Origin of the sequence: Rhizobium sp. S96, assembly GCF_030382195.1 — a bacterium.
GTDB lineage: Bacteria > Pseudomonadota > Alphaproteobacteria > Rhizobiales > Rhizobiaceae > Rhizobium.
The window spans coordinates 210,317-230,122 of the sequence record NZ_JAUDRY010000030.1; the positions used below are offsets into that span (position 1 = coordinate 210,317).

General features: G+C 59.9%; 16 protein-coding genes. 12 read left to right on the forward strand and 4 right to left on the reverse strand.

The features are described from left to right. Position 1: 1 nt before the first annotated feature. From QTL94_RS23060 to QTL94_RS23075, 4 genes are all read right to left on the reverse strand, one after another. Complete coding sequence (locus QTL94_RS23060; RefSeq protein WP_289803227.1) at positions 2-1,702, reverse strand: ABC transporter ATP-binding protein; 1,701 nt, start codon at positions 1,700-1,702, stop codon at positions 2-4. Beyond that, positions 1,699-2,853, reverse strand: coding sequence for an ABC transporter permease (locus QTL94_RS23065; protein ID WP_065691720.1), 1,155 nt, complete (start codon positions 2,851-2,853; stop codon positions 1,699-1,701). Before QTL94_RS23065 ends, QTL94_RS23060 begins: the two co-directional genes overlap by 4 nt. Continuing rightward, a complete protein-coding gene (locus QTL94_RS23070; RefSeq protein ID WP_065691719.1) occupies positions 2,850-3,836 on the reverse strand; it encodes an ABC transporter permease in 987 nt (328 codons plus the stop codon). Before QTL94_RS23070 ends, QTL94_RS23065 begins: the two co-directional genes overlap by 4 nt. 69 nt (positions 3,837-3,905) lie before the next feature. Next, positions 3,906-5,846 carry an ABC transporter substrate-binding protein gene (locus QTL94_RS23075; RefSeq protein WP_289803228.1) on the reverse strand — a complete coding sequence of 647 codons (1,941 nt, stop codon included), beginning with the start codon at positions 5,844-5,846 and terminating at the stop codon, positions 3,906-3,908. A gap of 178 nt (positions 5,847-6,024) precedes the next feature. On the opposite strand from QTL94_RS23075, the gene QTL94_RS23080 reads away from it, so the two are divergent. The 12 genes from QTL94_RS23080 (at position 6,025) to QTL94_RS23135 (ending at position 19,805) form a co-directional block, all read left to right on the forward strand. Further along, positions 6,025-6,735 (forward strand): GntR family transcriptional regulator, encoded by a 711-nt coding sequence (locus QTL94_RS23080; protein WP_065691717.1) that lies wholly within the window; start codon positions 6,025-6,027, stop codon positions 6,733-6,735. 642 nt (positions 6,736-7,377) lie between these two features. Further along, a complete protein-coding gene (locus tag QTL94_RS23085; RefSeq protein WP_289803229.1) occupies positions 7,378-7,806 on the forward strand; it encodes a hypothetical protein in 429 nt (142 codons plus the stop codon). A 674-nt stretch (positions 7,807-8,480) separates the two neighbouring features. Then, positions 8,481-9,176 carry a helix-turn-helix domain-containing protein gene (locus QTL94_RS23090; RefSeq protein WP_065691716.1) on the forward strand — a complete coding sequence of 232 codons (696 nt, stop codon included), beginning with the start codon at positions 8,481-8,483 and terminating at the stop codon, positions 9,174-9,176. A gap of 1 nt (position 9,177) precedes the next feature. Continuing rightward, positions 9,178-10,761 (forward strand): ABC transporter substrate-binding protein, encoded by a 1,584-nt coding sequence (locus QTL94_RS23095; RefSeq protein WP_289803230.1) that lies wholly within the window; start codon positions 9,178-9,180, stop codon positions 10,759-10,761. 159 nt (positions 10,762-10,920) lie between these two features. After that, a complete protein-coding gene (locus tag QTL94_RS23100) occupies positions 10,921-11,949 on the forward strand; it encodes an ABC transporter permease (RefSeq protein ID WP_065691714.1) in 1,029 nt (342 codons plus the stop codon). Then, the gene (locus QTL94_RS23105) at positions 11,946-12,776 is read left to right on the forward strand and encodes an ABC transporter permease (RefSeq protein ID WP_065691713.1); all 831 of its coding nucleotides are present in this window, start codon (positions 11,946-11,948) and stop codon (positions 12,774-12,776) included. Before QTL94_RS23100 ends, QTL94_RS23105 begins: the two co-directional genes overlap by 4 nt. Further along, positions 12,773-13,663 carry an ABC transporter ATP-binding protein gene (locus QTL94_RS23110; protein ID WP_065691712.1) on the forward strand — a complete coding sequence of 297 codons (891 nt, stop codon included), beginning with the start codon at positions 12,773-12,775 and terminating at the stop codon, positions 13,661-13,663. Before QTL94_RS23105 ends, QTL94_RS23110 begins: the two co-directional genes overlap by 4 nt. After that, on the forward strand, positions 13,660-14,466 hold the full coding sequence (locus QTL94_RS23115; protein ID WP_065691711.1) for an ABC transporter ATP-binding protein: 807 nt from the start codon (positions 13,660-13,662) through the stop codon (positions 14,464-14,466). Before QTL94_RS23110 ends, QTL94_RS23115 begins: the two co-directional genes overlap by 4 nt. Beyond that, positions 14,459-14,959 (forward strand): GAF domain-containing protein, encoded by a 501-nt coding sequence (locus QTL94_RS23120; protein ID WP_065691710.1) that lies wholly within the window; start codon positions 14,459-14,461, stop codon positions 14,957-14,959. The genes QTL94_RS23115 and QTL94_RS23120 overlap by 8 nt, the downstream gene beginning before the upstream one ends. Next, positions 14,956-17,031, forward strand: coding sequence for a hydantoinase/oxoprolinase family protein (locus tag QTL94_RS23125; protein ID WP_289803231.1), 2,076 nt, complete (start codon positions 14,956-14,958; stop codon positions 17,029-17,031). The genes QTL94_RS23120 and QTL94_RS23125 overlap by 4 nt, the downstream gene beginning before the upstream one ends. Before the next feature lies 1 nt (position 17,032). Next, the gene (locus QTL94_RS23130; RefSeq protein ID WP_065691708.1) at positions 17,033-18,697 is read left to right on the forward strand and encodes a hydantoinase B/oxoprolinase family protein; all 1,665 of its coding nucleotides are present in this window, start codon (positions 17,033-17,035) and stop codon (positions 18,695-18,697) included. Between the two features lie 94 nt (positions 18,698-18,791). After that, a complete protein-coding gene (locus QTL94_RS23135) occupies positions 18,792-19,805 on the forward strand; it encodes a zinc-binding dehydrogenase (RefSeq protein ID WP_065691707.1) in 1,014 nt (337 codons plus the stop codon). Position 19,806: the final 1 nt, after the last annotated feature.

Consider the following 19,806-nt stretch of genomic DNA (forward strand, 5'->3'; position numbering starts at 1 on the left):
CTTATCCGTTGGCTGAAACTGTGCGTGTGGGGTCGTAGCGGAACCGGTTATGAATACGCCGGTCGCGTGGATCGGGATGGGGAATGGCGGAGAGGAGCGCACGCGTATAGTCATGCGCCGGATTGTTGACGACCTGGTCGGTCTCGCCGGCTTCAACGATCTTGCCGCGATACATGACTGCCACGCGATCGCACATATAGCGGATGACCGACATGTCGTGGGAGATGAAGACATAGGAGAGCCCAAGCTCGTCCTGCAGCTTCATCATCAGGTCCAGCATCTGCGAGCGAAGAGAGACGTCGAGTGCCGAGGTTGCCTCGTCCGCGATGATCAACCGCGGCTTGACGGCGATGGCGCGGGCAATCCCGATACGCTGGCGCTGTCCGCCGGAAAAAGCATGCGGATAGCGTTCCCGCCAGGCGGGTTCCAGGCCGACCTGCTGCATGAGTTCTGCGACGCGCTCGTCGAGCAGCCTACCCTTCATGCCAGCAAGTTTCAAAGGTTCGGCGATAATCTGGCCGACGGTCTTGCGGGGGCTCAGTGATCCGACCGGATCCTGGAAGATCATGCGGATATCGCGGCGGACATCCTTGAGTGTCGCCTTGTCGGTTGTGCGCAGTTCGACCGTGCTGCCGTCGTTGCGACGATAATCCATGGCGCCGGACTGCGGATCGTAAATGCGCAGCAGGCAACGACCCATCGTCGTCTTGCCGGATCCAGACTCGCCGACGATGCCGAGCGTTTCGCCCGCACGGACGATCAGCGACACATCGTCGACGGCGCGAAGTCCGGAGGGGAAGGTCAGCGATAAGTTCTTTACCTCGAGGAGCGGCGGCGCTTCAACAGGGATCGGCGGACGCGACAGGCGCACTTCCGCCTTGCGCTCCAGCTTGACGACTGAACCGATCAGCCGGCGCGTGTAGTCATCCTGCGGGGCGTGGAAGATCTGCTCGACCGGTCCCTTCTCCATGACCTTGCCGCGATACATGACGAGGACCTCGTCGGCGATCTCGGCAACGACGCCCATGTCGTGTGTAATGAACAGCACGGCCATTCCATGGCTTTGCTGCAGCTTGCGAATGAGGTCGAGAATTTCGGCCTGCGTGGTCACGTCGAGCGCCGTTGTCGGCTCGTCGGCAATTAGGACCGAGGGATTGCATGCGAGTGCCATGGCGATCATCACGCGCTGGCGCATGCCGCCCGAGAACTCGAACGTGTAACGGTCGATGGCGGTTTCCGGGCGCGGAATTTCCACCTGCCGCAGAAGTTCCAGGACACGTTCGCGTTGCTTCTCGCCTCGAATGCCGAAATGGATGCGCAGCGCCTCACCGATCTGCGTACCGATGCGGTGTACTGGCGAGAGCGAGCTCATCGGTTCCTGGAAGATCATGGCGATCTCCTTGCCGCGGACGCTGCGGATCTCCTTGCCGCGCGGATCGAGCGTGGCAAGGTCAGTCTGCGAACCGGCGGGCCGCGTCAGGACGATCGAGCCACCTTCGATGCGGCCGGGTCGATCGACGATCTGCAGGATGGAGCGTGCCGTCACTGACTTTCCGGAACCGGATTCGCCCACGACGCAGAGCGTCTTGCCGCGCTTCAGCTCGAACGAAACGCCATCGACCGCCTTGAATACGCCCGTGCGGGTCGGAAAATAGGTCTTGAGGTCGTCGACCTTGAGGATCGTATCATCAGTCATGGTCATGACACCGACTCGTAGGGATCTGCGGCATCGCGGAGACCGTCGCCGAGGAAGTTGAGGGAAAGCACCGAGATGACGATCGCAGCTGCCGGCGTAAACAGAAGCCACGGGGCCTGCGCCACGGCGCGGATGTTCTGCGCCTCCTGCAGCAACACCCCCCAGGAAATGATCGGCGGCTGCAAGCCGATGCCGAGGAACGACAGTGCGGTTTCCGCCAGGATCATCGAGGGGATGGCGAGCGTCAGCGTTGCGATGATGTGGCTCATGAAGGACGGCACCAGATGGTGGAAGATGATGCCGATCTCGCTCATGCCGTCGAGACGGGCAGCGATGACGAAATCCTCGTTACGCAGGGAGAGGAACTTGCCACGCACCTCGCGCGCCAGGCTCGTCCAGCCGATCAGCGAAACGATCAAGGTGATGACGAAATAGGTCCTGAGAGGCGGCCAGCCGACGGGGATGGCGGCAGCAAGTCCCATCCATAACGGGATCGTCGGAATTGAGCGCAGGAGCTCAATCATACGTTGGATGGCGAGATCGATCCATCCGCCGAAGAAGCCTGAGATGCCACCAATGGTCACGCCCAGCACGAGGCTCATGAAGACGCCGACGAGGCCGATCGAGAGCGAGATCTTGGCGCCGTGAACGACACGCGAGAAGATATCGCGGCCGAGACGATCAGCGCCGAAAATATACATGCTGTCGCCCGGCATCGGGTTCTTCAGGCCGAAAAGCTTGGTCTGCATCGGGACGAAGCCCAGCAGATGATAGGGCTGTGGCGCGGTGACGAAGAAGCCGACATCAACTGGCTTTGTCGGATCGGGTGCGAATTCACGCCGCATGGATTCGGTGTTCAACGTCATTTTGAGCTGGCTGACATGCGGCCGGAAGGCGCCGTCGACGAGCAGTGCGATGCTCTGCGGCGGCGCGTAGGTGAACCGCGCATTCGTGGCATTCGGGTCGAAGGGTGCGACGAAGTCGGCAAATGCTGCGACAAGATACATGAAGACGATGACGACGAGGCTCGCCAGCGCGATCTTGTGTTTCTTGAACTTCAGCCAGAAAAGCTGCCACTGGCCGGCAACGGCCATGTCCCGGCCACTGAGGTTGATCGATGGGCCGGTATCCGGCGGGAGATGTGTAATGTCTGTCATTGGAACCGGATCCGCGGGTCAGTGATGGCGAGCAGGATGTCGGAAATCAGTGTGCCGATGATCGTCAGCACCGAAATCAGCAGGATGAGCGAGCCGGCGAGATACATGTCCTGCGCGAGCAATGCCCGGAGCAGTAGCGGCCCTGTCGTCGGCAGGCTCATGACGACGGAGACGATGATCTCGCCCGATATGACCGCCGGCAGGATCCAGCCGAGCGTCGAGATCAGCGGATTGAGCGCAAGACGGACCGGATAACGGATCAGCAGCTCGAACTCGGACATGCCCTTGGCACGCGCCGTCGTCACATAGGGCTTTGAAAGTTCATCGAGCAGGTTGGCGCGCATGATGCGGACAAGGGCCGCAAGCGAACCAAGACCGATGACGATGACGGGCAGCCAGACGTGCTGGGCGAAATCGATGAGCTTGCCGAAGCTCCAGGGCGCATCGACGTAAGCAGGCGAGAAGAGCCCGCCGACGCTTTGACCGAAATAGGCCGACATGACGTACATGGCCGACAGCGCCATCAGGAAGTCGGGCACGGCGAGAAAGAAGAAGGCGAGGAAGGTCGCGGAATAGTCCGAGATGGAATACTGCCGAACCGCAGACAGGATTCCGATCGGAATGGCGACTGCCCAGACGAAGCAAAGCGTCAGGAAGGACAGGAGCAAAGAGAAGCCAAGGCGAGACCAGATGAGCGCCGTGACGGGCTTTCCTAGCTCGAAGGAAATTCCGAAATCGCCATGCAGGAGGATGCCCGCGATCCATTTGTAGTATTGGAAGTACATCGGCTGATCGAGGCCGTATCGCTCGCGCATCGCGGCGACTGTCCCCTCTTCCACAGCGCCGCCCTGGCTCGCCCAATCGGCCATCAAGGTCGTCAGATAATCCCCAGGCGGCAGCTGGATGATGATGAAGGCAATAATGGAAACGGCAAAGAGTGTCGGGATCGCGAACACCAGCCGCTTGGCGATATAACGGAGCATCTTTTCAGACCGTTCGATTGAATCGAAGGAACGGACCGGCGGGACGACCCACCGGTCCTTGGGAGGACCTCAGTTGGCCGGCTTATCAAAATACCATTGGCTCAGCGTCGGCGCCGGATGCCAGAGGTTGCCGGTGATCGGGATACCGTTGACGACATTCTTCAGGTTCTTCGACACCATCATGTACTTCGGCATGGGGCGCGAGATGCCGATGTTGAGGAAGTTGTCGGCCGACAGATTGAGGAACTCCTTCATCTTGTCGCGCCGGTCGTCATCGGTGACCGCTGCGTTAACCTTGTCATAGGCCGCCATCAGCGCCTTGATTTCGGCCGGGGGCTCTTCACCCGTGGCGTGGTTTGAATACCATTCGCTCCACTTCATCGCGAAGAAGATATCGGCCTTCTGGAAAGGCATGTAGCAGCGCGGATCGGTGTAGACTTCAGATAGGCCACCGACGCAGTTCCAGATATAGGCGTCCTGCTCGTTGGCAGACCACATGGTATTCAGGCGGGCCCGGTCCGTCGTCCGCAGCTGGATGTCGATACCGACATCCTTGGCGTATTTCTGCACCATCTGCATGACGTCGGGATAGGAGAGACCGAAGACGTCCGCGACCATGAAGTTGATGGTAAAGCGCTTGCCACTCTCGTCGAGGCGGAAGCCTTCGGCATCCTTCTTCGGCATAATCTTGTCGAGCATCTCGTTGGAGAGCTTCGGATCGAACTCGGTGTACTGTGTTGCCTCGCGCTCGTTGAAGAGTTCGTGCTCAGGCTGTGTCGCCACCTGCGCCGGAGCTCCCTGCCCGACATAGACGAGATCGATAATCTCCTGTCGGTTGATGGCATGACTGAGCGCTATGCGGAAGTCCTTGTTCTGGAAGAGCTTGCGCTTGACGTCGTCGGTCGAGTTGAGGTTGAGCAGGATGACTGCGTCGTTGGCCGGCAGATCCTTGACGTCGACGAAACGATAGTTGCCGGTTTCCTGGCCATCGAATAGCACCGACTTGAAGGTCGAGTTGTTGATGTGGCGGAAGGCAAAGTCGAATTCGCCGGAGGTCATCTTCAGCGCCATCAGCTGTGGATCATCCAGCTTGGCCCAGGTGATCCCGTCGATATAGGGAAGCTGGTTGCCGTCGGGATCGACCTTCCAGTAGTAGGGATTGCGGGTTGCCACGACCCGATCGCTATCTGCATAGGGAACCGTAAGAACCCACGGGTTCATTGTCGGCAGTTCGAGATTCTGCCAGTAGGGCGGCTGGAAGGTCAGCGAAACTTTCGAATTGAAGAGTGCCACCCAATCGCCAGCCGCCGGATTGGCCTTCAGCAGTGCCGGGATGCCGTCCTTGTTATACTTCTCGTGGAACTGCTGCAGATAATGCTTTGGGTAGATCACCGGAAGATGACCCTGACCATACGCAAGTTGCTGCAGGAAGAGGCCGTACGGGCTATCGAATTTGAACTCGACTGTCAGGTCGTCGATCTTGCGCACCTTTACCGGCTTGCCGGCAACGGTGAACGTCGGATTCTTGGCGGGTGAAAGCGCGTCGTTCATGAACACGTCTTCGTACCAGAACATGATGTCGTCAGCCGTGAACGGTTGGCCGTCGCTCCACTTCAGGCCCTTGCGCAGCTTGAAGGTGTAGGTGGTCGCGTCTTCAGATGCAGTGAACTCCTCGGCCAGGGATGGAACGACCTTCTGCCAGGCCGGATCCCAGCGAACCAGGAGTTCGTTTGCGATGGTGCGGGTCAGGTTATACTGGTCGCCATTGGCGAGGATCGTTGTGCGCAGCGTGCCGCCGTACTTGCCGATACCATCAACCATGGCTTCGACATATGGATGTTCCGGAAGACGGGCGGCAACGGCCGGCAACTTGCCGCCCTTCACCTGCTCATCAAACATCGGTGCCTGTTTGAAATCGACCGCCCAGGCAGGGACCATCGATCCCAGAATGGCAGCACCCAACAGCCCCGTCGACACGACGAAGCCACGCAGCGTTTGCTGGTAACCCATATTTTCTCCTCCTGATTGCCCGGCCCTCTCCGCCGGTTTTCATCCCTAGAGAATGCCTGAAAGCAGCATTCTTGTTGCATGAAAACTTTCAGATCGTACATTATTTGTCAATATGAGTGTATAAATCAATTCGGATCACTCTTGGCAAACGCAGGGAAAGTGCATTAAATGCAGAGTTATGAGGACTATCAGCAGCATCACAGAGCACCCATCCACCGAAAGCGAGGACCTCGTCGATGACGGAGGCAGCTCCATCTATGAACGGCTGCGCGACGACATCATTCATGGCCGAATGAAGGCAAACGAGCGTCTCAAGGTTGCCGAGCTTGCCGCACGCATGGGGACATCCACCAATCCGGTGCGGGAGGCATTACAACAGCTGCGCGGTGAAGGTTTCGTGATCATGATGCCCAACCGCGGCGCGCGGGTACGGCCTATCGACGAGGATTTCGTAAGGGATATCTGCGAGATCGAAGTGCTGATCGAACCTGCCCTTACGCGCTGGTTCGTCGGCGTTGCCACTAAAGCCGATATCGAAGCCCTGGAGCGGATTCAGTCGGAAATCGAGGCTTTGAATTTTGGCGATGAGCTGAAACATTCCAGCCTCGACTTGGAATTCCACCAATTGATGTATGACCGTCACTACAACCGACACGCCGTCGATCTTTGGGTGCGCCATCGTCAGATTCTCTGGGCAATCAGCCGTCGCTTTCCGACATCGCTCAGCCGCCAGACAGGTGTGCTTACGGAACATCGCGAGTTGATCGCCTGCATCAAGGAACAAGACCCGGACGGAGCAGCACGCGCCATCGGTCGCCACGTCGAGGGTTCCGGGCGGCATATTATTGAGCGTATGCGCCTTAATAGGCGGCAATCCGAAACTGGCTAACTGCTCGAGGGGCGGTTCCAGCCTTACGTTGCGCACGTATTCGCAAAGGCGCGCGGCTTGAAACATCTGGTATGCAGCACAGACCCCGAAGGGAGTTGCAACGGGGGAATACGGCTCCGATACATTGAAGCAAAATGCAATGCGCGTCTTCGGATGCAACGGAGCTAGCCACGATGGAGCGAGGCGGATCCCGGATCGTAGCGGCGCTCGCCTGCGTTGGGAGATTTCCGACCGCGGTCGTATCTACACGTTCTAACTCGGCAGGGCGTAAAGTGGCCGACGACGGCAGACTTCACGCCGTTAAGGGAATTTAATGCCGACGACGTCACGTTCACCTTTGACCGGCTGATGAAACCGGCCAGGACTCCGAGTCCACGCGCCGGCTTCCATCACGAGCCTTCACAAAAAGGCATCTGAATTTGATCGGCATAAATATAAAAGCAATATCAATAACTTACGCAATGTGCATTCGCGCGAGGATCGGCAATTAACTTAATTTAATTATTAAAATCAGCACTTATTAGTAGAATCGAAAATGAGCTGGATTTCGCGGTGATGTCTGTGCCATTGCGACTCGACGAAATCGGACAGCTCAAATGAATGAGGCGAAATCGACTCGCCTCCTGCGTACTGGAGTCTGCCATGCGCTTTGTCATCTCGCACTTCGCGATTGCCCTGCTCTCCTTAGCCGTAAGCACGACGGGGGCATTGGCCGCATCCGCAGGTCATGGCCACGGCCATGGCCACAGTCATTCCCATAGTCATAGACCGTCATCTTTTCGAGATAATTCTTCTGGCGACGACAGTGCCAACTTCATTGCCGTCCCGATACTGACCTATCAGCGGCGGCTTTCTACCGTCCTGCAGGAGCTACAAGCCGACAATCAACGCTTGGACGCCGACCGCATGCGTGGCCGTATGCCCGCAGCTGAATACGAAAACCTAAAGAGTGAAGCGACGCAAATCCGTGACGAAGCGCTTGGTGTTGCGGATCGCAATGGCGGTATCGTTCCCGCGGGTCGATATGACGCCATACAACGCCAAGTTTTCGCACTGGGAAGAGCGGTATAGCTCGGCGGAGTGAGTCGCCTATCCGCTTGGCGATTTGGGCCGTGCTCGCATGATTTCCACCAGATGCTCGCTCGCCAGTGAGGGAGGTGTTTGCCGATTCCTCACGGTGAATCAGGCCGAGGTGTCGAAGTTCACTGGCTGGGCGGGGAGTTCCGAAACGTAGCATTTCCCGACTGCGAAGCAGCACATGCTGCAAGAACGATGCGAAGCGCGCCTCACCGTCAGGATTGTTTGGTTTGCACTATTGGCGTTGCCCGTAGCTGCCGCCCTCTTCCGGTGAGGGAGTGCCCGCCTGGCGGGCGCCTGATCGGACAGTTGTTTCGCAAGTGCGCTGTCACGCTGTCCACCGCGATCTCGTCTCTCTTTCTTCGTCTCGCTCACCGCCACGCCGATGATGTGCGCGAACCTCTGCGCAACGACGATCGCCGCGCACGCGGCCGGCTCTATCACAATTGCGAGCGCTTTTTCGACTGCCTGTTGTCCACTACGGCAGGTCGCTCTCCTAGGCACGCGAGGCTCCGCGGCGAACGACAGTTGATGCGGCCAACAACGCCGGCACCTATCCGACGGCGGCACATGGCGATCGTCTTCATTTTTAGCCCCACTAAAAAAGTCGCTTGACAATGCGTTGGCTGCCCATAGATTGAAGTAATACTAAAAAAGAGGGGTAGGGTTTGAAAGAGATCAAACCAGATGCCGCATCGTCAACGGCTGAGTTGGGCTTGGCGCCGCTGGGTGAGCGGCTGCGAGCTCGACGCAAGGAATTGAAGCTGACTTTGCAGGATGTAGCCGACAAGGCTGGCTTCTCTGTTGGCTTCATTTCGCAGATTGAACGCGGCATTACCGTCCCCTCGCTCGTATCCCTGGTCGCAGTCTGTCGCGCTCTTAATCTCGAGATCGGGAGCTTTTTCCAGCAGCCGAAGGGCAATCCGGTGACGCGTCATGACAACCGGCCGGTCTATGGCCTAGCAGGCGACGGACAACGGGCGGTCACTTATGAACGGCTGTCCGCCTCCTTCCCCGGCAACGTGTTGCACTCGACCCTTATCCACGAGCCGCCCGGCTTCCGAAGCGAGCCGATGAGCCACGAGGGTGAGGAGATTTTCTTCATAGTCTCGGGCGAACTGACGCTCGAGCTTGATGGCGATCGGATCATCCTGGAAGCAGGCGACACGGTCCATTTTCCCTCCACCCGCATCCACGCAACCTGGAACCACACGACCGAAACGACCACCATCTTCCACACATGCACAATGGATGTATTCGGCGATGGAGATCCACTGGGAGATCCGAAAACGAGCGTCGCCGTCACCCGTGCCGTCAATCGGCGCAGTGCACCAAAAAAACCTAAAAACAACATCGGGAACTAAAATGAGAACCAGACTTAAGCTACTCGCAACCGCTTTCCTCGCAGCCGCATCTATCCATTCATACGCATCAGCCGAAACCGTACTTCGTCTCGACGAAGTCGCCGTCGGCGAGATCGACCCAGCCAAGGCTTCGGACTACGCCGACTCGATCCTGATGTTCAATCTCTATGATACGCTGGTGCAGCCAAAGCCGGGCCAGTCGGGCTTCGACCCAATGCTTGCCAAGAGCTGGGAGACCGATGGCACGACCTACACGTTCAAGCTTGCCGACGGCGTGAAGTTCCAGAGCGGCAATGTCACCACGGCGGAAGACGTTGTCTTTTCTTTCGATCGCATGAAGGCGCTCGGTCAGGGTCTCTCCTACCTGTTCGGAAACGTCCAGAAGGTTGAGGCTGTCGATGCGACGACGGTCAAGTTTACCCTCGACAAGCCCTTCGCACCGTTCCTGTCGACGCTGACGCGCCTCCCGATCATCGACAAGAAGACCGTCATGGCCAATCTCGGTGATGGCAATGGCGAGATGAAGGATTGGGGCCAGGCCTATCTTTCCACTCATGCTGCCGGCACCGGTGCCTACAAGGTGGTCTCGCACAATCCGCAGGAAGAAACGGTCATGGCGAAAAACGCCGATTACTTCCTCAAGGTGCCGGCCAAAGCCCCCGATACCGTGCGTTTGCGCTATAGCCTGGAAGCCGCAACCGTCCGCACTCTGATCTCGCAGGGCGAGCACGACATTTCCTCGCAATGGCTGCCGCCGGAAGTCATGAAGTCGCTCGCCAGCGAAGGCGCGCAACTGCTGACCGAGCGGGGTGTGTCGGAATTCTATATCAAGCTGAACACCGCAAAGCCGCCCTTCGATGATCCGGAATGCCGCCTCGCCGTCACCTATGCCTTCGACTACGAGTCCGGCATCAAGATGGTCGCGGTGACAGATGCCGTTGCTCAGGGCAGCCCGGCGACCGGCGCACTGCCTGTCGGCATGCTCGGCTCCCTCCCGGCCGACCAGGCGATCAAGCGTGACCTCGACAAGGCGAAGCAACATCTCGCCAAGTGCAAGTACAAGCCGGAAGACATGAATGTCGAGATTTCGTGGATCGGCGAAGTTCCTATCGAGGAACGTTTCGCCCTGCTCATGCAGGCCAATTTCTCCGAGATCGGCATCAAGTCCGAAGTGAAGAAGGTGCCGTGGGCTCTGTTTACAGAGCAGGTCACCAAGCCCGAGAATACGCCAAGCATCAGCCAGGTCTTCGTCAATACCATGACAGGCGATCCCGACTCGCTGGTTTACAGCATGTATCACTCCTCGGCGGCCGGCACATGGATGTCGCCCGAACACCTGAAGGACGCCGATGTCGACGCTCTGCTCGACAAGGGCCGTGCTGCAACGGATACAGAGCGTGCGAAGATCTATGAAGATCTCAACAAGCGTCTGAAGGACATCGCGCCGTCGATCTTCGCCCAGGACCAGATCTCGGTCTTCGTCGCAAGCAAGCGCGTCTCGGCACCTGCCCTGTCCGATCCGTCAAAGGCTTATACCCTTTCCGGCTTCGGCTTCAGCTTCCGTCTTATGGAAATCAACGAATAAGCAGCCCTGTATGAACGATCTCTCCTCGCGCCAAGCGGGGAGAGGTGGATCGCAAAGCTTCAGCAACGCCCAAAACCATTGCGCCGCAGTTTGCAGTGTCTGGTCGGGTGGAGGCTATCTGCGTGCCCAGTGTCAGCCAATCTAACGAAAGAAAGACGCATGCCACCTGTTGTCCGCATGCTTGGAACACGAATTGGAACATCTTTGATTGTCCTGTTCGGTGTATCCCTCCTGATCTTTGCCATTGCCCGGGTGATCCCCGGCGACCCGGCGCGTATCGCGCTCGGGCCGAATGCGACCGTCGAGGCGGTGGCCGCGCTTCGCGACCGGCTGCATCTCAACGAGAATTTCCTGACGCAGTATGCCTATTTCCTGGGAGACCTGTTTCGCGGCGATCTCGGCGTCTCGCTCTATACCAACCGGCCTGTCATGCTCGACATTGCCCAGTTCCTGCCGGCCACGCTTGAACTGGTGATCGTCTCCGGCATCATGATGGTTGTGCTCGGCCTGCCGCTCGGGGTGATCGCCGCTCGCTATCGCGGCACTTGGGTCGATCATACCGTCCGGTTGATTACATTGCTGGGCGTTTCCGCACCCGGATTTGTCTGGGCGGTCATCCTGATGCTCGTCTTTGCCTATTACGTCAGGATTTTTCCGATCGCCGGACGTATCTCGGATGTGTTCGCCATCCCGCCCGTCACCGGGTTCATGCTGATCGATACGCTGGTTGCGGGCAATTTCAGAGCATTCGGTGACGCCGCCTGGCACCTTATCCTGCCGTCGTTTGCCCTGGCATTGTCAGGCATTGGCCAGGCAGCACGGCTCGTCCGTTCCAACATGGTCGAGACCTACGACAAACCCTACATCGAAATGGCCGAGGCTTACGGTTTTCCTGAAAAGCGCATCGCCAGACGCTATGCCTTCCGACCCTCGCTGATCCCGTCGCTGACCATCATCGGGCTCGATTTCGCCGCCATGCTGGGCAATGCCTTCCTTGTCGAAGCCGTCTATGCCTGGCCCGGTCTCTCCCGCTACGGCGTGGCCGTGATCCTGCGCAAGGATCTCAACGCCATCGTCGGCACCGTTCTCGTCATTTCCGCCATGTTCCTGATCATGAACCTGATCGTCGACCTTCTGGTCTCGGTGATCAATCCGCGCATCCGCCTGTCGCAGAGGGCATCGGCATGAAGACGCTCTCGATCCTCGCGCGCAATCCGCTTTCACTCATCGGCCTGGTGCTGGTCGCCATCGTGGTGCTCTCTGCCCTGTTCGCGGATTTCATCACTCCGTTCCCGACCCATGTCGGCGCGGTCGTCGACTTCGCCAATTTCAACAAGCCGCCACATTGGCCGAACATCTTCGGCACCGATCTTGTGGGGCGCGACCTCTTCACCCGCGTGATTTATGCCTATCGCATTTCGCTGATCCTCGGCGTGGTCGTCCTTGCGCTTGCCGTGCCGGTCGGTGTCGCGATCGGGCTCGCGGCCGGCTATCTCGGCGGCTGGACGGAATATGTGCTGATGCGCATCACCGACGTCTTCCTGTCGATCCCTCCTCTCGTGCTTGCCATGTCGATGATGGGCTTGCTCTCACCGACGCTGACGAATGGCATGATCGCGGTCACAGTCATGTGGTGGCCCTGGTATACGCGTCTCGTCTATAACATCGCCCGCTCGGAGAAGGAGGAAGGCTATGTGCTCGCGGCCGAGGTGATCGGCGCATCGAAGATGCACATCATGTTCCGCGAAATCCTCCCGAACTGCGTGCCGTCGATCGTAACCAAGATGACGCTCGACTTCGGCTTCGTCATCCTTATCGCCTCCTCGCTCTCATTTCTTGGCCTCGGCGTGCAGCCGCCAACGCCGGACCTGGGCTCCATGGTCGCGGAAGGTGCGAAATACCTGCCGGACAGCTGGTGGCTGACCGTTTTCCCTGGCTTCGCCATCCTCGTCGCCGTCTTCGGCTTCAACCTGATTGGCGATGCGCTGCGCGAAATCCTGGGAGCCGATCAATGAGCACACCGACACTCCGCATCGAAAACCTGAAGCTCGGGTTCAAGAGCCACCGCGGCCTGATCGAGGTCCTGCACGGCATCTCGCTCCATATCAAGAAGGGCGAGCGCGTGGCGCTGGTCGGCGAGTCCGGTTCCGGCAAGTCCGTTACTGCCCGCATCGTGCTCGGAATGCTGCAACAGCTGAAAAGCGCGCGCATCTCCGGCTCGGTGGAGTTCGAGGGCACCAATCTCGAAACATTGAGGCCTGCCTCGCGGCATGCCCTGCGCGGCACGCGAATGTCGATGATCTTCCAGGACCCAACCTCGTCGCTTAATCCTGTCTACCCTGTCTTCACGCAGTTCCACGAGGTACTCAAGCGCGCCGAACCCGGCATCTCCGCCGAGCAGGCCCGTCAGAAGGCAATCGCGGCGCTGGCCGATGTTGCCATCAACGAGCCGGACCGCGTGCTGGACTCCTATGCCTTCCAGCTTTCGGGCGGCATGAACCAGCGCGTGATGATCGCAATGGCGCTGGTGAACAACCCGGCGCTCCTGCTGGCCGACGAGCCGGGCACCGCCCTCGACGTGACCGTGCAGGCTCAGACCCTGAAGCTGATGTCCGAGCTGGTCGAGAAACACCATACCTCGGTGCTCTTCATCTCCCACAATCTCGGCGTCGTCCGCGAATTCGCCGACCGCGTCTATGTCATCTACAAGGGGAATGTCGTCGAACAGGGCCCAACGGAGACGCTGTTTGCCAACCCGCTCCATCCCTATACCCGCGCGCTGCTCTCGGCCGTGCCGCGTATCACCGGCGGCGGTATTCCCGATATCGACGATGACCCCGCCACCTTCCTGGCGCCCCTCGTCACACACCCCGGCGCCAGCGAGAAGGAGTTGCTCGCATGACCAAGCTTCTCTCCGTTTCCGATGTCTCCAAGGAATTTGCGGTCAATGGCCGCAAGGTCCAGGCACTGGACAAGATCTCGTTCGACGTCACCAAGGGCGAGTGTCTTGCAATCGTCGGAGAATCCGGTTCCGGAAAGTCGACGATCGCAAATATCATTCTTGGCATCTACGGCGCGACGTCTGGCAGTCTGACCTTCCAGGGCGATGCACTGCCGACGATGCGCTCGAAGCAGCATCGCCGCGCCATCCAGCTTGTACAGCAGAACCCGCTCTCCTCGCTCAATCCGCGGCGGTCGATCGGCGCCTCGCTTCGGCTGGCACTCGATGTCCACGATATCGGCAACAAGGCCGACCGCGCCCGCCGCACCGAGGAACTGCTCGAGGAAGTCGGCCTGCCGAAGGAGTTCCGGACACGGTCTCCCTCGGCGCTCTCGGGCGGGCAGCGACAGCGCGTGGCCATCGCGCGGGCACTGGCCTGCCAGTCGGAACTGGTCGTGCTCGACGAGCCGACCTCTGCGCTCGACGTGCTCGTTCAGGCTCGTGTGCTCAAGCTCCTCAAGGAGCTCAAGGACAAGCGTGGCCTGACTTACATCTTCATCACGCACGACCTCTCGGTGGTGCGCAACATTGCCGACCGGGTCGCCGTCTTCGAACGCGGCAAGCTGGTCGAAATCGGAGAGACGGAAGCGCTCTTCGCCAACCCTCAACATAGTTACACCCGCCGGCTGATCGGCGCGGTTCCGGTCGTGAGCCGGGAGGAAGCGGTCCTGCGTGACCGCATCATGGAGAATGGAAATGCCTGATTACCAGAATTTTGTCGCAGCCCTGGGAGAGAGCGGCGATCAGCCCGGAAAGGCCTTTGCGGCCCTCGAGGCGATGGCCCGTGAACTCATCGGCGTGAAGCTCTTTACCGTGATGACGAGTGATACCGACAAGGGAGAGTCCGAGCGTGTCTACTCGAGCATGCCGGACGTCTACCCGGTCTCCGGCAGCAAGCCCTATAACGAGACGCACTGGTCCGAGATCACCCTCAAGAACAAGCAGACCTTCGTCGCCAACACCATCGGCGACATCGCCGAGGTCTTCGACGATCACCCGCTCATCCTGTCGCTTGGGCTAGAGAGCGTCATCAATGTCCCGATCATCGTCGACGGCGCGGTCATCGGCACGATCAATTGCCTCCACGAGGAGGGTTACTTCACCGAGGAGCGCGTGAAGGCCGCCGACCAGCTGAAGCTGCCGGCGGCTGCCTGCATGATGCTGCATGAACGGATCAAGGGAGAGTTGCGGTCATGAGTTCAAAGACTATTCGTGTCGCCACCGATGTCGGCGGCACCTTCACCGATCTTGTCTGCTTCGAGACAGACACCGCGACGGGCGAATCCCGCGTGATCACCGCGAAATCCGACACGACGCCGCCGAATTTCGAGCAAGGCGTATTGAACGTGCTCGAAAAGGGCGGCGTGGAAGCAGCTACCGTCGACTTCCTAGCTCACGGCACGACCGTCGTGATCAACGCGCTGACCGAGCGCAAGGGCGTCAAGGTCGGCCTGCTCACCACCGAAGGTTTCCGGGACTCGCTCGAAATCGCTCGCGGCAACCGGCCCGATTTCTTCAACCTGCATTATAGGAAGCCCGAAGTCTTTGTGCCGCGCTACCTGCGCCGCGAACTACCCGGTCGTTTTACCTATCATGGCGAAGAGGTCAGGCCGCTCGACCTCTCCGGGTTGCCCGCGATCCTCGACGACTTCCGCGCCGAGGGCGTCAAGGCTGTCGCCATCTGCTTCCTGCACTCCTATGCCAACCCCGCGCATGAGCAGGCGACAATGGCCGAGGTGAACAGGCTTTGGCCTGACGTCTCCGTGGTCTCCTCGCACCAGATCACCCGCGAATGGCGCGAATACGAGCGCACGAGCACTGCGGTTCTTTCGGCCTATGTCCAGCCGGCTGCCGAGCGCTACCTCACCCGGCTCCAGGAGGGTCTGCAGCAGAAGGGTTTTGACGGAAACCTCTTCATCATGCAGTCCAACTGCGGTGTCGACTCTCTCGAGTCGGTCTCGAAGATCCCGATTACCATGGTCGAATCCGGCCCGGCTTCCGGTTTCTGGGGTGCGGCCGAACTCGGCAAGCTGATTGGCGAGAAGAACGTGCTGGCGCTCGACATCGGCGGTACCACGGCGAAATGCTCGCTGATCGAGGACGGCAAGGTCCGGATCATGACCGACTACTGGATCGAGCGTGACAAGGTGTCGGCCGGTTACCCGATCATGGTACCGGTCGTGGATCTGGTCGAGATCGGCAATGGCGGCGGCTCGATCGCCTGGGTCGATGATTTCGCCAAGCTGCATGTCGGCCCGCAATCGGCCGGCGCGATGCCCGGCCCGGCCGCTTATGGCCGCGGCGGCACCAGCGCCACGACGACGGACGCCAATCTATGGCTCGGCCGCATCAACCGCGACTACTTCTGCGGTGGTGCCGTCGTGGCCGACATGGCAGCGACCGAGAAGGCACTGTCGTCCGTCGGCGCAAAGCTCGGCGTTTCCAACGAAGACGTGGCGCGCGGCATCATCCGCATCGCCAACAACAACATGGTCAATGCCCTCAAACTGGTCTCGCTCAATCGTGGCCACGATCCGCGCGACTTCACGTTGGTCGCCTTCGGCGGCGGCGGCGCGATGCATGCGGCGGCACTCGGCGCCGAGCTCGGCGTCAAGAAGGTCGTCGTGCCGGCTGGTGCCTCGGTCTTCTCGGCCTGGGGCATGATGATGTCGGACCTGCGCCGTGACTATTTCGTTACCAAGCTCGCCGACCTCAATCCCGGCAACGCGACAGTTCTCGAGAATGTCTTTGCGGAAGCCGAAGCTCTGGCGACCTCGCAATTCGGCGCCGAAGGCGTCGAGCCCGCCAAGGTCAAGTTCCTGCGCTACGGCAAGTTCCGCTATCAGAACCAGGAGCACACGACCGAGGTGCTCGTGGAAGGCGCGATAACCGACCAGACATTGGCCGACATCGAGACCGCATTCCATGAGACCTATGAGCGCGAATACACCTATCGCCTCAAGGCACCCGTAGAGCTCGTCGGCATCCACCTCGTCGCGTCGGCAGAGGTCGGAAAGCTGACCATGCAGGAAAAGCCGCTGGGTTCTGAAGACGCCTCCTCTGCCGTCAAGGGCGAGCGCGACGTCGATTACGCACTCGAGGGCATCCACAAGGCGACCATCTACGACGGCGAGAAACTCGCGCCCGGCATGAAACTGGCCGGTCCGGCTGTCATCGAGGATCCGGGCACGACCATTGTTATCCATCCCGCAAACCGCGTCTCCGTCGACGGCTTCGGCAATATCCACATCCACCTCGGGGAGGCGTGACATGAGCACGGTAACACACGATCCGATCACGCTCGAAATCATCCAGAACTCGCTTCAGGCAACCGCCGACGAAATGTTCGCGGCGATGCGCAAGACGGCGATGAGCTCGATCATCTACGAAGTGCTCGACATGGGCACGGGCATTACCGACGCCGTGGGCCAGCTTGCCTCGTCCGGCGCCGGCATCCCGGGTTTCATCGGCGTACTCGACAAGTCTGTGAAGGTGCTCCTGGAAAAGTTTTCGAAGCCCGGCGATATCGAGCCCGGCGACGTCTTCATCACCAACGACCCCTATTATGGCGGCGTGACCCATCTCAACGACCTCGTCGTCTGCATGCCGGTCTTTGCCGAGGGCCGCATCATCGCCTGGACGGCCAATATCGCCCACAATTCGGATGTCGGCGGCAAGTCACCGGGTTCGCTCTCGGCCGATGCGACCGAAATCTTCCAGGAAGGCCTGCGTCTGCCGGCGATCAAGATGATCTCGCGTGGCAACGCAATCCCGGGTATTTTCGACATCATTACCGTCAATTCCCGCATGCCTGACTTCCTCGAAGGCGACCTCTGGGCGGCAATCGCCGCCGTTCGCATCGGTTCCAAGCGCCTCGTCGACCTCGCCACCAAGTATGGCGTGGCGACCTTCGAGGCCGCCATGGCCGGCTTCATGGATCACGGCGAGAAGATCGCACTCGCAGCACTCGCGACGTTGCCGCATGGCACCTTTGAACTGACGGAGGAGCAGGACGACGGTCGCTTCTTCAACGTCAAGGTGACCATTTCGGACACCGAGTTCATCATCGACCTGCGCGACAATCCCGAGCAGGACGATGGCCCGTCGAATGCCGGCTATGACGACACGCTGGTTTCGATGCAGGTCATCTTCAAGGCGCTGACCTCCCCGGATTCGCCGGCCAACGAAGGCTCGTTCCGTCCTCTCAAGGTACTGACAACCGAGGGCACCACCTTCCACGCCAGGGAACCGGCAGCGGTCGGCTTCTATTACGAGATCGGCATTCGCGGCAACGACCTGGTCTGGCGCTGCCTTGCGCCACATATTCCGGAGAAGCTGCCCGCCGGCCACTTCTCCTCGATCGCCGGCACCTTCATCGGCGGCATCCACCCCGATACCGGCCGTCAATATACGATCATCGAGCCACAGATCGGCGGTTGGGGAGCCAGCACCGGCCAGGACGGCAACAGCGCCATCTTCTCGGCGGTGCACGGCGAGACCTACAATTGCCCCGCGGAAATATCCGAAGCCCGCAACGGCCTCTTCGTCGATCGGATGGAACTCAACACGGATCCGGGTGGCGAAGGCCAGTGGCGCGGCGGCCGCGGCATCCGGATGGACTATCGCATCCGTCGTGACAATTCCTTCCTGACGCTCGGCTATACTCGGTCGAAGATCCTGCCCTGGTCGCTTGATGGCGGCAATGAAGGCTCGTCCAACCACGCGGTGGTGATGCGCACCGACGGCACATCGGAGCGCTATGCCTTCGGCTCCGGCATCCGCGTCGACAAGGATGACGTCATCCGGATCATGACCGGTGCCGGCGGCGGCATGGGCAATCCCAGGGATCGCGATCCCGCTCTGGTCCGCGAGGACGTGAAGAATGGCTATCTCACGGCCGAGCACGCCGCCGCGGTCTATGGCGTGAAGGCCTGACCGGCGCACGAAACAAGCACAACCCCGCTCAAACGGGCGGCCTCACTGGCCGCCGCGGGGTTGTCGTTCCCTTCATCGCCGGAGGAGTTGCGCGATGCCGAAAGTCGTTCATGTCGAAAAGCTGGGGGGCCCCGAACACCTGACGGTGCGCGACGTGCCGCTTGCCGAGCCAGGGCTCGGTGAGGTTCGTCTGAAAATTCAGGCCTTCGCGCTCAATCGCGCCGATATTCTCTACATCACCGGTCAGCATTATACGGAGCTGAAGCTCCCGTCGCGCATCGGTTCGGAGGCGTCCGGCATCATCGACGCCATCGGCCCCGGCGTTACGCGGGTCAAGGTCGGCGACCGCGCCTCGACCGTTCCCTTCTACACCACACAGTCCGAGCGGCACGGCGTGCAGGGAGAATTCGCCATCGTACCGGAAGGCTATCTCGCGCCCTGGCCCGGCAATTTCTCCGCCGAGGAGGCCTGTTCGGTCTGGATGCAATATCTCACCGCCTATTATGCGCTGGTGAGCGTGGGCAAACTTTCGACCGGCAAGTCGGCCGTCATCGTAGCCGCAGCCTCGAGCGCCGGTATCGGCGCGATCCACACCGCCAAGGCGGTCGGCGCGATGGCGATTGCCACGACGCGCCAGCCATCCAAGGTGGATTTCCTGCGCAGTGTCGGCGCCGACCATGTCATCGTCACCAAAAAAGGTGTCGACTTCTCGCCTGAGATCCGCGTCGCTACGGATGGCAAGGGCGCCGATCTCGTCTTTGATCCCGTCAGCGGGTCGTTCTCGCTCGATTATTGCAACGGGCTGAACTGGGAAGCGAAAGTCCTCAACTACGGGCAGCTCGAAGATCAGGATCCCATCATCCCCATCCTGCCGCTCACTCGAGTGAAGGCGACCTTCCATCCCTATTCGATGTTCAACCACGTGATGTTCCCCGGCGAGTTGGCTGAGGGTATCGCCTTCGTCATGCGCAATATTCGCGAAGGCCGGTTCCGGCCGATCATCGACAAGGTCTTCAGCCTTGAGGAGACCCGCGAGGCCTACCACCACATGCTGGGCAACAGCCAGTGCGGAAAGATCGTCGTGCGGACCGCCGACGGCAGCAATTGAG